Raw genomic sequence first — 14,887 nt, 5'->3', positions numbered from 1 at the left:
GGTGGACGCGGTGGCGTGCACGACACTGAACGGCCGCCCGGTCGCCGTCACAGGCTCGGAGACACTGCGGGTCTGGGATCTGGCCACCAGTGAGCCGGTGGGCGCGCCGATCGACGTCGGCGGCCGGGTGAGTGCGCTGACGGTTGCCATGACACCTGACGGCCCGGTCGCCGTCACGGGCACCACGAACGCACGGGTACGCGTGTGGGACCTGGCGAGCGGTCTGGACCGGGGTGAGCTGGAGGGCGCCGAGCGAATCTACGTGACGGCGTTGGCGACTACGGAGCTGGACGGTCACCCGGTTGTCGTTGCACTGGCGCAGGGAAGGAAGGTGCACGTCTGGAATCTGGAGACACGTCGGCGTCTGGCCACGTTCGAGTCGCGCGACGCGCATGTGCACCATGTGGCGTGCACGCAGTTGGAGGGCCGTCCCGTCGCCGTCGTCAGTTCACTGGACCGGTGGCTGACCGTCTGGGATCTGAAGGCCCGCCGACGGGTGGGAAGCTTCGGGAACGACGGTGATGCCCTCATGTCGTTGGCATGCACGTCGCTGGCCGGGCGACCGGTCGCGGTGTGCGGTTCGTTCAACGGCGTCCGGGTCTGGGACCTGTCCGTCTCACGGCCCTTGGGCCGACCCGTGACCGGCCACATTCGGCGGGTCTCTGCCATGGACGTCGGTGAGTTGAACGGACGGCCGGTCTTCGTCACCGGCTCCCACGACCAGACGGTCCGGATCTGGGATGCGCACACCGGCTCGCCCATCGGTGACTCCATGAAGGGGCACTGGCATGACGTGCGGTCCGTGGCCTGCACCATGCTGCGCGGTCGGTCCATCGCCGTCACCGCCTCCTGGGACGGTACGGTGCGGGCCTGGGATCTGGAATGTCAGGTCACGCATGCCCACCTCACCGGCCCCAGTGAGCGCCTGACCAGCGTGACGTGCGACGTCCTGGACGGCCGCCCGGTCGTCATCGGCAGCGCGCAGGACGACAGCTTGTGGACTTGGGACCTCGCAACCGGGAAGGCTCTGTACCCGCCCCTCCCGTCCGCCGTAGGAGCGCGCCGGGCGATGGCCTCCACCGTCACGGCCGGTCGCCTGATCGCGATCACCTCGGGTGAGGGGGTGACACAGTTCTGGGACCTGGCCGATCGCCGCTCGATCGCCGGGATCCGGCACAGTGCCGTGGCCATCGCGTGCGCCGACATCGGTGGCCGCCCCGCCATGGTGACCTGCGGCAGGGACGCCACGGTACAGGTGCGGGACCTCGCGACGGGCCGCCTCCTCGGCCCGCCGATGCCGGGCCACAGCAGACCTGCGCAATCGGTGAGATGCGGGACTCTGGACGGCCGCCCGGTCGCCGTCACCTGCTCCATCGACGACACGGTCCGGATCTGGGACCTGGAGAACTGCACTCCCGTCGACACCCTCCACGTCCCCGGGGTCTCCCAAGCGGTACTCCTCGACGACACCGGCCGCCTGGCCTGCGCCTTCGGTAGCGACGTAGCCATCTTCACGCGCCAGTGAACGCTTTCCCCCCGTTCCGCGTCTACGATCACGTGGCCCAAGCCGAACAGCTCACCCGCGCGAGACCCACTGAGCCGGCACCCCCGGCCCAGCACCCCAAGCGCATGCTGCGCACGGTCTGGACCCGTCACCGGGTGCCGCTGCTCGCAACCCTGCCCATGCTCCCCCTCTACGGCATCTGGTGGGCCTTCCTCGCCACCGGCGGCGGCGACCTGGCCGCCCAGTACGCCTGGGCCGGTTTCGCGACGCGGCACGGTGACTCGGCGTACAACCTGTTCTGGTACGGCGGCACGCACACCGCCAACTACAGCCTGATCTCCCCGTATTTGATGGCCGGCCTCGGCGTCCGCGCGGTCACCGTGGTGTCCGGGATCGTGGCCTCCTGGCTGGCGGCCGTCCTGATCACCCGGGTCGACGGGCTCCGCAGGCCCCTCGGCCCGGCGCTCCTCGCGTCCCTCGCGCTGTGGTGCAACGTGGCCTCCGGCCGCACCACCTTCGCGCTCGGCGTCGCCTTCGGGCTCGGCGCCTGTCTGCTGCTCATCCGGCAGCGACGGGTCGTCCTGGCCGCCGTCTGCGCCGCGCTGGCGACCATGGCCAGCCCCGTGGCAGGGCTGTTCGTGGCGGTCGTGGGGGCCGCCTATCTCCTCACCCGGGACTACGTCCGCGCCCTCACCCTGCTCGTCCCGCCCGCGGTCACCGTCGGCGCGACCACCCTCCTGTTCCCCTTCAAGGGCGAGCAGCTGATGTTCGCGGACCGTATCTGGCCGCCCGCCCTCCTCGGTCTCACCGTCACCTTCCTCGCCCCGCGCACCTGGCGCGTCGCCCGCTGGAGCGGTGTCGTCTACGCGGCCGGGACCGTCCTGACGTATCTCATCGCCTCCCCCATCGGCACGAACGTCGAGCGCTTCGCCGAGCTGTTCGCGCCCGCCGCGCTGCTGGCCGTCCTGCTGGCCCGGCCCGCTCTCGCCGGGTTCCGCCGGAAACTGCTCGTCTTCGCGCTGGTCTTCTCCTGCGGCTGGGTCGTCAAGAAGACCGGCGACGATCTGTATGTCTCCACGAAGGTGCCGGCCTGGGCCGCCGAGACCCACGGAGTGGTCCGCGCCCTCGACCGTCTCGGCGCCGACCGCGCCCGCGTCGAGGTCGTCCCGGCCCGCAACCACCGCGAGGCCAGCGGGCTCGCCCCGCACGTCAACATGGCCCGCGGCTGGAACCGGCAGCTCGACATGGAGCGGGCCCGGCTGTTCTACGACGGGTCGTTCTCCGCGGCGACGTACCGGGAATGGCTGGACCGCTGGGCCGTGGGCTTCGTCGTGCTGCCCCTGGGCAAGCCCGACGGGTACGCCAAGGACGAGGCCCGGCTCGTACGCGATCACCGGCCCGAGTGGCTGGAGCCCGTCTGGCAGGACGCGCACTGGCGGGTGTTCCGGGTGCGGGACGCGGTGCCGCTGGTGTCCGGGCCCGCGAGCGTCGTGTCGACGTCCAGCGCCGACGTCGTCATACGGATGTCACGGCCGGGGATCGCCACCGTGCGCATCGCCCATTCGCCGTGGCTGCACGTGGACGGCGGTGGGTGCCTCGCTCCGAAGGGGGAGTTCACTCAGCTCGCCGTCGCCGCGCCCGGCGATTACCGGATCAGCTCGGAGTACGGTCCTTCACCGGGGCCGGGGACCGGCTGCTGACCCTCTCTGCCCGGGCCGTCACCGCCTTGGCGCGCGGCCCCTGGAACAGGTACGTCACTCCGAAGCCCGCGCCCACGACCAGCGCGCCGCCGACCGCGTCCAGCACCCAGTGGTTGCCGGTGACGACGATCGCGCTGACCGTGAACAGCGGGTGCAGCAGGCCCAGGGCCTTCATCCACCATCTGGGGGCGAGGATGACGATCACCAGGCCGCACCACAGGGACCAGCCGAAGTGCAGGGACGGCATCGCCGCGTACTGGTTGGTGAGTTCGGTGAGCGTGCCGTAGTCGGGCCGGGTGAAGTCCTGCGGGCCGTGGACCGTGTCGATGAAGCCGAGGCCGGGCATCAGGCGGGGCGGGGCGAGCGGGTAGAGCCAGAAGCCGATCAGGGCGAAGACGGTGGCGAAGCCGATCGCGGTGCGGGCCCAGCGGTAGTCGACGGGGCGGCGCCAGTAGAGGACGCCGAGTATGGCGAGTGGGACGCCGAAGTGGAACGACTCGTAGTAGAAGTCGAAGAAGTTCCGCAGCCAGTCGACCTGCACCACCGCGTGGTTGGCCCAGGACTCGATGTCGATGCGCAGGGCGCGTTCGACGGAGTGGATCTCCTCGCCGTGCTGCTCCGCGGTGGCCCGTCCGGCCGAGTTGGCGCCGCCGGCCGCCGCCAGCCGGATCTGGGCGTAGGCGTAGTAGGTGATCCGGATCAGCAGCAGCTCGAAGAACAGGTTCGGGCGGCTGATCACCCGGCGCAGGAACGGCACCAGGGGGATGTGCCGGAAACGGGCCGGGACCCGGTCCGCGTACCGGGTCGGGATCGGCGTCTGCCAGTACGGCGAGGTGCGCGACAGGAACGGCACGACGGCCGCCGTGGCGAGCGCGGCGAGGAGGACGAGGTCGGCGCGCAGGGGGTGCAGGAGCACCTTGTCCGGCACCATCATCTTCGCCGGCAGCGTCATCACCAGGATGACGGCGACCGGCCATACGTACCGGTCGTTGGCCCGTCTGCCGACCTGGCCGACGACCGCGAGCAGCACCCACAGCAGCTGGTGCTGCCAGGCGGTGGGCGACACGACGATCGCCGCACAGCCGGTGATCGCGACGGCGAGCAGGAGCTGTCCGTCATGGGCATAGCGCACGGCGCGGCGCAGCGCGAGGAAAGCGACCGCGCCGCCCAGCAGCAGGAAGAGGGCGATCTCCAGCGGGCCGGTCAGCCCGAGCCGGAGCAGGGCGCCGTGCAGGGACTGGTTGGCGAGGTCGTCGGCACGCCCGCCGAGGCCGACGCCGGCCAGGTGGTGGACCCAGTAGGTGTACGAGTCGTGCGGCATCGCGGCCACCGCTAGCACCGTGCACCCGGCGAACGTGGCCCCCGTCGAGAGCGCGGCCCGGCGGCGGCCGGTGAGCCACAGCAGCGGGGTGAACAGCAGCAATGTCGGCTGGAGCGCCGCCGCGAGGCCGATGAGCACACCGCTGGCGCGCTCGCCGCGCACGGCGAAGCAGCCGAGCAGGACCAGCAGGACCGGGATGATGCTGGTCTGGCCGAGGTAGAGCGTGTTGCGCACCGGCAGCGACAGCATGAGCAGGCTGATCGCGACGGGCGCGGCGAGTAGCGAGGTACGTCGGCTGACCGGCTGGGGCAGGGCGCGGGCGGCGATCAGGCCGAGGGCGACGACGAGCAGCAGCGTGCCGAAGGTCCAGCCCCAGCCGAGCGTCTGCTCGGCGGAGCGGGTCAGCGGCTTGAGGACGAGCCCGCCGAACGGCGTCCCGGTGAACTGTGTCGAGTCGTACAGCGAACCCTTCACATGCAGGACGCCGTCCGGACCGACCCAGGTCTCCAGATCCGTCAGCCGCTCCCCGCTCGGGGTACTGAGGACGACGGCCAGTTGGCGTACGGCGAGGATCGCGGCGACCAGCCACATGCCGAGCCGCGCCACACGCACGCGTGCCTGGACCGTACCGACGGCCGTCGCTCCACCGAGCGCCTCCGCCGGTTGCCCACCGTGCTCCGCCTTCGCCACGCCTCGCCGGCCTCCAGCCCCGCGTAGTCCCACACGGCATATGCGCCAGGAATCTCTGCGAACCCTACGAACCCTATGGGGCTCGCACCCCCTGGGGAGAGACGCAGGCAACCCTCGCTTCACCTGACGTCCGCTCTCCCTTTGTCCGGTTGTCCGGTTGACGATAGTTCGGGGGCGGTTGGCTCGCCTCTGGTGAACCTCTCGTGAGTGGCCGCCCCTCGGGGCGGAATCGATCACATCGCGGAACGCGGCCCCCGGAACCGGATCATCCGCCGTACCGTCTGAAGCCCTGGCGCCGAGGCGCTGGAGGGACTGGCGGGAATGGTGGGGATGGAGGGGCTGCGCGCGATGGCGGACTTACTGCGGAACCGGGTCGGGCGGCGCCCGCGCGGTCGCGCCCTCACCGTCGCCCTGACGCTCCTCGCCCTCCAGCTCGGCCAGCTCGCGGCACCCGCCTGGGCGTGCGGCTGCGGGGCCATGGTGCCCGGCGACACACGACGGATGACGGTCGGCCGCGAGGAGTCCGTCGTGCGGTGGGACGGTGAGCGGGAGCAGGTCGTGATGCAGCTGACCGTCGGCGGGGACGCCGAGCGGGCCGCGTGGATCATGCCGGTGCCGCGGCGGGCGACGGTCCGCCTCGGCGACCCCGAACTCTTCGACGAACTGCACGACGTCACGGCCCCCGTGCACCGCGAGCGCCGCCACTTCTGGCCCCAGGACGGCGACTGGCCCCTGCTGACCGGCGATGGCACGGCCGCCGGCCCACCCCCGCCCTGGGCCGACGAGCGCCCTCCGGTCGGCGTCGTCGGCCGACAGCGCCTCGGCCCCTTCGACGTGGCCCGGCTGACGGCCACCGACCCCGGCGCCCTGGACGACTGGCTCGACAGCAACGGCTTCGCGCTCCCGCCCCGGCTGGACGGCGCCCTGCGCCCGTACGTCCTAAAGCGCTGGGAGTACGTCGCCGTGAAGCTGACCCCGCAGACCGCGGGCGCCCCCCTCACCGGCACCCTCGCCCCCCTCCACCTCACCTTCAAGGCCGACGAGCCGGTCTACCCGATGCGCCTGTCCCGCCTCGCCGACACCCCCCAGTCCCTCGGCCTGTACGTCCTGGCCGAGCACCGCATGGAACCGGCGTCGCGGATCGGCGGCGAACGCCCTCGCGTCACCTACGCCGGACGGGTGAAGGCGAAGACCGGCCCCTTGGCCGACCTGGCGGCGGGCACCCCGTTCCTCACCGCGATCGGCCAGGAGTTCCCGCGTCCCGAGCGCATCTCCGGCGACCACGTGCTGCGCCGGGCACCGTCCGACGCCCCCTTCCAGCAGGTGATCTACGAGAACCGGCTGCGCACCGTGGCCGGGATCCCGGCATGGCTGCTGACGGTGACCGGCGGGCTGGCCCTGGCGGTGGCGACGGCGACCGCGTCGGCCGTACGCCGCTCCCGGCGGCCTCAGTCACCGCCGCCCCTGACCCCGACCCCGCCCGCGACCCCCCAGCCGCCTGCGCCGACCGCCGGAATCGACCATCCTGGTATCGCGGACCGGGAACCGGGGTAGTTAGGGCACCTAACTACCCATACGAAAGGCAAGGCGATGAGCGAGTCGCAGCTCTGGAACGACGTCGACGAGTACTTCTCCGCCCACCTCTCACCCGACGACGACATCCTCCAGGCGGCCCTGCGCGACAGCGAGGCGGCGGACATCCCGATGATCAGCGTCTCCGCACCCCAAGGCAAGCTCCTCCAGCTCCTCGCCGAGATCCAGGGCGCCCGGAACATCCTGGAGATCGGCACACTCGCCGGCTACAGCACCATCTGGCTGGGCCGCGCCCTGCCCGCGGACGGCCGCCTGATCTCGCTGGAGTACGACCCCAAGCACGCCGAGGTCGCCACCCGCAACCTCGCGCGGGCGGGCCTGGACAAGATCGTCGAGGTGCGGATCGGCCCGGCCCTGGAGTCGCTGCCCAAGCTGGCCGACGAGAACCCGGCCCCCTTCGACCTGGTCTTCATCGACGCCGACAAGGCCAACAACCCGCACTACATCGAGTGGGCCCTGCGGCTCACCCGCACCGGCAGCCTGATCGTCTTGGACAACGTGGTGCGCGGCGGCCGGGTCACCGACCCCGACAGCACCGCACCGGACGTCCAGGGCACCCGCGCCGCGATCGAACTGATCAGCAGCCACCCGAGGCTGACCGGCACAGCGGTCCAGACGGTGGGCAGCAAGGGCTACGACGGCTTCGCGCTGGCGCGGGTGCTGTAGGGGACGTAGAGGGCGGCACAGGCGTCGCGGGGGGGGGGCGGCTCAAGCCTCGTGATAGAAGCCGACGTTGACGCTGCGCGGCGCGGTGCGGTCATGGACGATGATCTCGCCGCTGCCGCCCCTCGGCAGCGGCACCGTCCCGCCGTACACGATCGGCTGGGCGTACTCCCCCACGGTCAGCCGCACCTCGGAGGACGGGTCGGGCTGTGAGCCGCGCAGCCAGGTGACCTGCCAACTGCCGTCGGGGCCGCACAGGAACTCCAGGTGGACACGGGAGATGAACAGCCAGTCGTCCGGCGTCGACAGCCGGCACACCGACTTGTCGCGGCCCACCCGCAGCACGGCGCCCGGCTCGCTGGGCGCGTCGGCCATGAGCATGCCGGCCGTGGCACCCTCGTCCGCCGCGGACACGGCGGCCATGGTGAGTTCGAGCACTGGCGCCCCTCCTGAAACATCCTTGTACAGCGGCCGTTTGGCCGCGCCCGCATGATAAATCGCCCGGCACCATCGCGTCCGGCACAATGAACTCATGACCGAGCGAAAGCCCCCCGGTGTCCCGTTCGAGTCCTGGGTCGACAAGCAGATCCACGACGCGCAGGCGCGCGGCGACTTCGACAGACTGCCCGGCAAGGGCAAACCCCTGCCGAACGACCTGGAATCCCCGTACGACGAACTGTGGTGGGTCAAGCGCAAGATGGCCCGCGAGGGCCTGTCCGTCCTGCCCCCGGCCCTGGCCCTGCGCAAGGAGGCGGAGGACGCCTTGGCGGCGGCGCACGCGGCCCCGACGGAACGGATGGTCCGCAAGATCATCACAGACGTCAACGTCAAGATCCGCGACATGCTCCTGAAGCCCCCACCCGGCCCGCCGCTGGGCAGGAAGCCGTACGACGTGGAGGAGGTCGTACGGGAGTGGCGGGAACGTCGGGAGGGGCCCCGGGCGGCGGACGGGTCAGGGGCGTCCGGAGGGGGCCGGTGAGTCGACCCAAGTGGGTAACGCACCCTGAAGCAGGCGCAGTTGGCCTGGCCGCTCTTTCCGTTGTCGCGGCCGGTCGGGTCAAGTAGGGTCACCGACGTGAACACCGGATCGGCGCTACGCCATGCACGGATCGGCTACCCGGTGGTGGTCTGATCGCACGGTGGGTGCGAAGAAGGCACCCCCTCAGTTCGGCACGTGGACCTCCCGGCACCCGGCACTCGCCCCCTCCACCCCCGCGAGTCCGAGTCCCGAGTCCATTTCCATGCCGAACACCCATGAGGTATCAACCGAATGACAGCCACGTTCAACCACACCATCATCGCCGCCAAGGACCGCAACGAGTCGGCCCGGTTCTTCCGAGAGCTGTTGGAGGTCCCGGAGGCGCCGTCCTGGGGCCCGTTCACCAACATCCAGCTCACCGACGGCGTGCTGCTCCAGTTCGCCGAGCCGCCGGTGGAGATCCAGATGCAGCACTACGCGTTCCTGCTCGACGACGAGCTGTTCGATCGCGCGTATCGCCGCCTGTGCGATCGCGGCATCGTGCACTGGGCCGACCCGCAGATGAGTCGCCCCGGCGAGATCAACGACGAACACGGCGGCCGAGGGGTGTACTTCAAGGACCCCGCCGGCCATGCGATCGAGCTGATCACGCGCCCGTACCTCTAGCCGAGGGAATGCCCGGTCGGGCACGCGCCTCGCGTGCCCGACCGGGCAGCCGGCTCAGCAGGGCCCATATTCGCTTGCAGGCCCACCGCCTCCCCCGCCGAGAATGACGGCCATGACCTGGACCGTCGCCCCGGAACCCCCCGACTCCCCCGTTGCCGCCGCGCTCTGGCGGGCGTACTACACGGAGGTCAGCGACCGCTACTACCTCCTCCACAAGGGGCACCGCACCGACCCGGCTGAACTGGAACGCGAGATCGCCGCCCGCACCGGTACCGAACTCACCCCGCCCAAGGGCCAGTTGCTCGTCGCGCGCCACGCGGGCGAGCCGGCCGGTTCCGCCGGCATCAGACTGCTGGCCGCGGACACCGCCGAGCTCACGCGCGTGTTCGTCCACGAGTCGATGCGCGGCAAGGGCGGCGGCGGGATCCTGGTACGGGCGGCGGAGGACTCGGCCCGCGCCCTCGGCGCCACCCGCGTGATCCTCGACACCCGACACGACCTGGTAGAGGCCCGCGCCCTGTACACGCACCTCGGCTACGAGGAGACGCCCCCGCACAACGACGGCCTCTACGCCGAACACTGGTTCACCAAGCAACTGCACTGACACCCCCCGCGCACGACTGCCCGCAGGCCAGGCAACTGCTGCACCACAGGATCGCGGGTACCCCCGCGGCGCGGCAGCCGCGTACGGCGGCAAGGGGACGCGTCGGGGGGTGTCCGCCCGCAGTGGCCGGCGTCAACACGCGGCACCTCCAGGCCTAACGTGACCGCCGGTCCGAGGACGGACCCCCCCGACGCGGCCCCGACCCACCCACCGAGAGCAGGCGCTACGCAATCCCCCACCAAACCCGCACAGGCCGCCGCAGGCATGCACTGCGCACCCCCACCGAACCCGCACGGGCCGCCGCAGGCACCCCCCGCTCAACCGCCGGAGGCACCCGGCTGCTCCCGGTCGGACCCGCACAACTCCGCGTTCAACTCCTTCACCAGCTGAATCAGATCGGTAGGCCGATCCGGCCCCCACCAGTCCCCCAGCAACTCGGCCAACGACTCCTCCCGCACCCGGGCCAACCGCTCCGCGACCTCCTGCCCCAGCTCGGTCAGCACAAGATCGAGCCCCTCGCGCGAGGCCAGCCCCCGCCCCTCCACCTGCCGCGCCGCATCGAGGACGACGTTCAGCGGCACGGCGCTGCGCTCCGCCAGCACCGCCGGCTCCACCCAGCCGTACTTCTTCATCCGCAGCAGCAGCCAACTGGCCGCCGGCAACAGGTCGTACCCGGCCCGCTCGGTGATCTCCCGGTACACCTCCCGCCGCCCCTCCCGCGTCCCGAGCACCGACAACGCCCGGCACACCTCGTCGTACGACGACCGCTCGACGGGATTGCTGGCCAGCGTCTCGGTGACATCGGGTGCCGTCACGGACCCCCGCAGCTTGTCCTCCCTCAGGAACCAGGCCAGCACGAAGCCGACGAGCGCGACGGGCGCGGCGTACAGGAACACGTCGGTGATCGAGGAGGCGTACGCCTGCAACGCACTCGACCGCAGCGCCGCCGGCAGCTCCGCGATGTCCCGCGGATCGGCCTCCAGCCCCTCCAGCGTGACCCCGGACGGAAGCCGAACCCCCTCAAACGCCTCCCCGAGCTTGTCGTCGAGCCGGCTCGCGAAGACCGTGCCGAAGATGGCGACGCCGAACGAGGCCCCGATGGACCGGAAGAACGTCGCCCCGGAGGTGGCGACGCCGAGATCCTCGTACGAGACGGCGTTCTGCACGATCAGTACGAGCACCTGCATGACCAGCCCGAGCCCCAGCCCGAACACGAAGAAGTACACGCTCATCGCACCGGTGGAGCTGTCCATGTCGAGCTGGTGAAGCAGCAGCAGCCCCAGCACGGTGACCCCGGTCCCGGCGATCGGGAACACCTTCCACCGCCCGGTACGGCTGACGATCTGCCCGGACGCCGTGGACGCCAGCAGCATGCCGACGACCATCGGCAGCATGTGCACCCCGGACATCGTCGGACTGACCCCCTGCACGACCTGCAGAAACGTCGGCAGATAGGTCATCGCGCCGAACATCGCGAACCCGACGATGAAGCTGATGACCGCGGACAGCACGAACGTCCGCACACGGAACAGCTTCAGCGGCAGAACGGGTTCGGCAGCCGCCCGCTCCACGGCCACGAACGCGACGGCGAGCACGACCCCGAGCAGCGCCAGCCCGACGGTCTGCACCGACGCCCAGCCCCACGTGGTCCCTCCGAGTGACGCCACCAGCACCAGACAGGTCGCGACGGACGCGATGAGGAACGTACCGAGGTAGTCGATGACATGCCGCGTCGACTTGTGCGGAATCCGCAGCACACCGGCGATGACGACAAGCGCCACGACCCCGACGGGCAGATTGACGTAGAACACCCACCGCCAGCTCAGATGCTCGGTGAACACCCCGCCCAGCAACGGCCCCAGCACGCTGCTGGCCCCGAACACCGCACCGAACAGCCCCTGATACCGCCCCCGTTCCCGCGGCGGCACGATGTCCCCGACGATCGCCATGGACAGCACCATGAGCCCGCCGCCCCCAAGCCCCTGAACGGCCCGGAACGCGATGAGCTGGGCCATGTCCTGCGCCATGCCGCACAGCGCGGACCCTACGAGGAAGATCACGATCGCGATCTGGAAGAGCCGCTTGCGCCCGTACTGGTCACCGAGCTTGCCCCACAGCGGAGTCGCGGCGGTGGACGCCAGCAGATACGCGGTCACGACCCACGACAGATGCTCCAGTCCACCGAGGTCGCTGACGATCGTCGGCAGCGCGGTCGACACGATGGTCTGATCGAGGGCAGCGAGCAGCATGCCGAGAAGCAGCGCGCCGATGGAGACGAGGACGTTGCCGGGCACGTTCTCGTGCGTCCCGGCCCCCCGTCTCGGGGGCTGCGCGTCACGCACATTTCCCGTCATACCGTGCGCATCCCCGCCCATGAAGACCTCCCGAGACCGTCGTTGCACCTCCTAGGCACTCCCATCGTGATCGCTTCGCCCCGTTATGGCCTGTCGAGTCCCTTTGGAATATGTGGTTCCGGGGGCTTCCGGAGACGTGTGAGGAAGGTCTGCATAATCTGGGGAGTTCGCGAGGGGAGGGGCGAACACGTGAGCGAGCCGAGGGGAACAGCGGGAGCGAAGGGTCCGGACGACCCGGGGCACCCGAAGGGCCGCCGATGCCCGGAGTGCGGGGTACCGAGAGCGGCCGACAACACCCCGTCGTGCGGCTGCGGCCCCCGCGCGTCCGAGGCCCTGCGAGACGCCCGTACGGCGGAGGCGGCCGCGGCGGAGGATTTCGATCCGCTGCGGATACGTCCATACGTGGAACTGGAGGGCGGCGCAGACGAAACGATGCCGCTCCGGCCCGTACCGCCCGCTGTCGAACCGACGTCGGCACCGAGCGCCCAGGACCTGAGCCTGTTCGAGCCGGACGCGACAAGGCCTGCGGCGCCCTACGCCGACGAGGCCGACGGCGAGGAGGACGGCGACGCCGTCCCGCGCGGGGTCCGCCGGCACCGCCGTACGGCACTGCTCGGCGTGGGCGGGGCACTGGTGGCCGTAGTGACGGCGGCCGGCTTGGCGAGCGGGATGCTCACCTACGAGAAGCCGACGCGGGACACGGCACTCCCGGACGAGGTACGGGCCAGCATCCCGGCCCCGTCGACGAGCGAGGCGTCGCAGGAGCCGTCACCGGCCGGACCGTCGACACAGGCGGCACCGCCCTCCGTGTCCGCGTCCCCCACGGAGAGCGCGCCCCCGTCGCCGTCGAGGACGAGCGCGTCCCCCAGCCCGTCCCGCTCGACAGAACCGACGACGACCCCCTCGACACCGGCGGCCAGCGCCTCCCAGGAGGAATCCGCCGCCGCGCGAGAGCCCACACCCCCGACCCTGCGCCGCGGCGACCGGGGCCCCGAGGTCACGGAACTCGAACTCCGCCTGACCCAACTCGGCCTCTACACGAGGGAGGCCAGGGGCAACTACAACGAGGGCGTGGAGGACGCGGTCACCAGGTACCAGTGGGCGCGGGGGGTCGAGCCGGAGGAGGAGTACGGGGTGTACGACCTGGCGACGAGGGAGATGCTGGAGTCGGAGACGACGGCCTGAGCAGACGGGGCTGCCGGTTCGATGGCGGCTGCGGGTAGCGGAGGGTTGCTTGCGCAGTTCCCCGCGCCCCTTGAGGTTGGCTGCGCCGCAGCCCACCCATGGGCGCGGGGAACTGCGCGACCAGCCACACGCGACCCGCAGCCGCCATCGAACCGATCGCCCCGAGCTCTTAGGCGAACTCAGCCGACATACACCCGCATCGACCCGTCCCCCACAGCCTCGACCCGCACCTCCCGCAGATCCGCGACCACCACATCCGGCTCATGGAACCCGGCCCGCGGCCCAACCCCCACCACCCGCATCCCCGCGGAGCGCCCCGCCTGGATCCCCGCCGCGGAGTCCTCGAACACCACACACTCCCCCGGCACGACCCCCAGCTCGGCCGCCCCCTTCAAGAACCCCTCCGGATCAGGCTTACTGGCCCCCACCGACTCCGCGGTGACCCGCACCTCCGGCATCCCCAGCCCGGCGGCAGCCATCCGCGCAGTGGCCAGCGGGACGTCCGCCGACGTCACCAGCGCATGCGGCAACCCCCGCAACGACGCCAGAAAGTCCGGCGCCCCTGGAATCGGCACCACGCCCGCCACATCCGCCGTCTCCTCGGCGAGCATGCGCGCGTTGTCGGCGTGGTTCTGCTCCATCGGCCGGTCGGGCAGCAGCAGCGCCATCGAGGCGTGCCCCTGCCGCCCGTGCACGACCTTCATCACCTCGTCCTGGTCCAGCCCGTGCCGGTCGGCCCAGCGACGCCAGATGCGTTCCACGACGGCGTCCGAGTTGACGAGCGTGCCGTCCATGTCGAGAAGGAGGGCCCGGGCGGTGAGGACAGTGGGCATCGGCAGCTCCAAGGCGAGGGGCCCGGGGGTACAGGGTGGCCCCCGGAGAGACAAGGTGGTCCCGCCCGCCGGTCAGGGAAAACGGGCGGGAGCCACTTTGTTCCTCCACGGTACAAAACAGATCCCCGTTACGCCACCGCCTCCAGAAACCGTTCACCGACAGTTCAGCTCGACAGCGACTCATCCACCGCCGCCCCGGCAGCCACCGCCGGCTCAGCCGACGATCGCCTCCCACAGACTCCACGCACCCAGCGCCAGCATCACCAACGCCGCCACCTTGGTGATCAGCTTCAACGGCACCCGCCGCATCAGCGCCTTCCCGCCGACGATCCCGATCGCCGCCACGGCCCACAGCGCCAGCACCGCACCGAGGCCGACCGACAGCGGATCGTCGTACCGGGCCGCGAGGTTCGCCGTCATGATCTGCGTGAGGTCCCCGAACTCGGCGACCAGGATGAGCATGAAGCCGGCCCCGGACACCTTCCAGAAGGACTGGTTCTCCGGCTTGCGGATCTCGTCCTCGTCCTCGTCCTTCTTCATGAGCAGCACGGCCGCGCCACCCAGGAAGAGCACGCCGGTGAGCGCCTGCACGATCTGCTGCGGCAACAGGGTCAGCACGCTGCCGGCCGCCACGGCCAGCGCGACATGCACCGCGAAGGCGGCGGCGACGCCGGCGAAGACGTACGAGGCGCGATAGCGCGTGCCGAGGACGAGCCCGGCGAGCGCGGTCTTGTCGGGCAGTTCGGCGAGGAAGACGACGCCGAAGACGACCGCCGTCACGGTGAAGCTGATCAA

13 protein-coding genes are annotated in these 14,887 nt (G+C 71.0%); 8 read left to right on the top strand and 5 right to left on the bottom strand.

The features are described 5' to 3' along the window. Positions 1 to 1,525: WD40 repeat domain-containing protein (locus BLU79_RS23875; protein WP_177001152.1), on the top strand; the 1,525-nt coding region annotated here is incomplete at its 5' end. Positions 1,526 to 1,629: 104 nt separating this feature from the next. Further along, a complete protein-coding gene (locus tag BLU79_RS23870) occupies positions 1,630 to 3,204 on the top strand; it encodes a hypothetical protein (protein WP_256333440.1) in 1,575 nt (524 codons plus the stop codon). On the opposite strand, the gene BLU79_RS23865 is transcribed toward BLU79_RS23870, so the two are convergent. Next, positions 3,158 to 5,215 carry a bifunctional glycosyltransferase 87/phosphatase PAP2 family protein gene (locus tag BLU79_RS23865; RefSeq protein WP_093907911.1) on the bottom strand — a complete coding sequence of 686 codons (2,058 nt, stop codon included), beginning with the start codon at positions 5,213 to 5,215 and terminating at the stop codon, positions 3,158 to 3,160. The two genes, BLU79_RS23870 and BLU79_RS23865, sit on opposite strands and share 47 nt — an antisense overlap. A 321-nt stretch (positions 5,216 to 5,536) precedes the next feature. On the opposite strand from BLU79_RS23865, the gene BLU79_RS23860 reads away from it, so the two are divergent. Then, positions 5,537 to 6,769 carry a DUF2330 domain-containing protein gene (locus BLU79_RS23860; RefSeq protein WP_371131920.1) on the top strand — a complete coding sequence of 411 codons (1,233 nt, stop codon included), beginning with the start codon at positions 5,537 to 5,539 and terminating at the stop codon, positions 6,767 to 6,769. Positions 6,770 to 6,805: 36 nt separating this feature from the next. After that, a complete protein-coding gene (locus BLU79_RS23855; protein WP_093907910.1) occupies positions 6,806 to 7,474 on the top strand; it encodes an O-methyltransferase in 669 nt (222 codons plus the stop codon). 42 nt (positions 7,475 to 7,516) lie between these two features. On the opposite strand, the gene BLU79_RS23850 is transcribed toward BLU79_RS23855, so the two are convergent. Next, a complete protein-coding gene (locus BLU79_RS23850) occupies positions 7,517 to 7,909 on the bottom strand; it encodes an FHA domain-containing protein (protein ID WP_093907909.1) in 393 nt (130 codons plus the stop codon). Between the two features lie 94 nt (positions 7,910 to 8,003). On the opposite strand from BLU79_RS23850, the gene BLU79_RS23845 reads away from it, so the two are divergent. The 3 genes from BLU79_RS23845 to BLU79_RS23835 all read left to right on the top strand — a co-directional run bounded on the left by BLU79_RS23845 (position 8,004) and on the right by BLU79_RS23835 (position 9,720). After that, on the top strand, positions 8,004 to 8,450 hold the full coding sequence (locus tag BLU79_RS23845; protein ID WP_093907908.1) for a DnaJ family domain-containing protein: 447 nt from the start codon (positions 8,004 to 8,006) through the stop codon (positions 8,448 to 8,450). 291 nt (positions 8,451 to 8,741) lie between these two features. After that, positions 8,742 to 9,116, top strand: coding sequence for a VOC family protein (locus tag BLU79_RS23840; protein ID WP_093907907.1), 375 nt, complete (start codon positions 8,742 to 8,744; stop codon positions 9,114 to 9,116). A 112-nt stretch (positions 9,117 to 9,228) separates the two neighbouring features. Next, positions 9,229 to 9,720, top strand: a complete 492-nt coding sequence (locus BLU79_RS23835) for a GNAT family N-acetyltransferase (RefSeq protein WP_093907906.1) — start codon at positions 9,229 to 9,231, stop codon at positions 9,718 to 9,720. A gap of 317 nt (positions 9,721 to 10,037) precedes the next feature. Here BLU79_RS23835 and BLU79_RS23830 read toward each other — a convergent pair whose 3' ends face one another. Next, on the bottom strand, positions 10,038 to 12,095 hold the full coding sequence (locus tag BLU79_RS23830) for an MDR family MFS transporter (protein ID WP_093907905.1): 2,058 nt from the start codon (positions 12,093 to 12,095) through the stop codon (positions 10,038 to 10,040). Positions 12,096 to 12,263: 168 nt separating this feature from the next. Between BLU79_RS23830 and BLU79_RS23825 the strand changes: the two genes are divergently transcribed. Then, positions 12,264 to 13,259 (top strand): peptidoglycan-binding domain-containing protein, encoded by a 996-nt coding sequence (locus tag BLU79_RS23825; protein ID WP_093907904.1) that lies wholly within the window; start codon positions 12,264 to 12,266, stop codon positions 13,257 to 13,259. A gap of 179 nt (positions 13,260 to 13,438) precedes the next feature. Here the strand turns inward: BLU79_RS23825 and BLU79_RS23820 are convergent, their stop codons facing one another. Both BLU79_RS23820 and BLU79_RS23815 read right to left on the bottom strand, forming a co-directional pair. Further along, entirely contained in the window at positions 13,439 to 14,092 is a 654-nt protein-coding gene (locus BLU79_RS23820) for an HAD family hydrolase (protein ID WP_093907903.1), read from the bottom strand. A 213-nt stretch (positions 14,093 to 14,305) separates the two neighbouring features. Further along, positions 14,306 to 14,887 (bottom strand): TMEM165/GDT1 family protein, encoded by a 582-nt coding sequence (locus tag BLU79_RS23815; protein ID WP_093907902.1) that lies wholly within the window; start codon positions 14,885 to 14,887, stop codon positions 14,306 to 14,308.

The sequence above is a fragment of the Streptomyces sp. cf386 genome, from assembly GCF_900103585.1.
GTDB lineage: Bacteria > Actinomycetota > Actinomycetes > Streptomycetales > Streptomycetaceae > Streptomyces.
Note: the sequence above shows the minus strand (reverse complement) of the source record. Positions and strands in the feature narration are given on the sequence as shown.

Coding starts and splice junctions, on each gene's coding strand:
- BLU79_RS23870 (WP_256333440.1), top strand. CDS start 1,630: ATGCTGCGCACGGTCTGGACCCGTCACCGGGTGCCGCTGCTCGCAACC.
- BLU79_RS23860 (WP_371131920.1), top strand. CDS start 5,537: ATGGTGGGGATGGAGGGGCTGCGCGCGATGGCGGACTTACTGCGGAAC.
- BLU79_RS23855 (WP_093907910.1), top strand. CDS start 6,806: ATGAGCGAGTCGCAGCTCTGGAACGACGTCGACGAGTACTTCTCCGCC.
- BLU79_RS23845 (WP_093907908.1), top strand. CDS start 8,004: ATGACCGAGCGAAAGCCCCCCGGTGTCCCGTTCGAGTCCTGGGTCGAC.
- BLU79_RS23840 (WP_093907907.1), top strand. CDS start 8,742: ATGACAGCCACGTTCAACCACACCATCATCGCCGCCAAGGACCGCAAC.
- BLU79_RS23835 (WP_093907906.1), top strand. CDS start 9,229: ATGACCTGGACCGTCGCCCCGGAACCCCCCGACTCCCCCGTTGCCGCC.
- BLU79_RS23830 (WP_093907905.1), bottom strand. CDS start 12,095: ATGGGCGGGGATGCGCACGGTATGACGGGAAATGTGCGTGACGCGCAG.
- BLU79_RS23820 (WP_093907903.1), bottom strand. CDS start 14,092: ATGCCCACTGTCCTCACCGCCCGGGCCCTCCTTCTCGACATGGACGGC.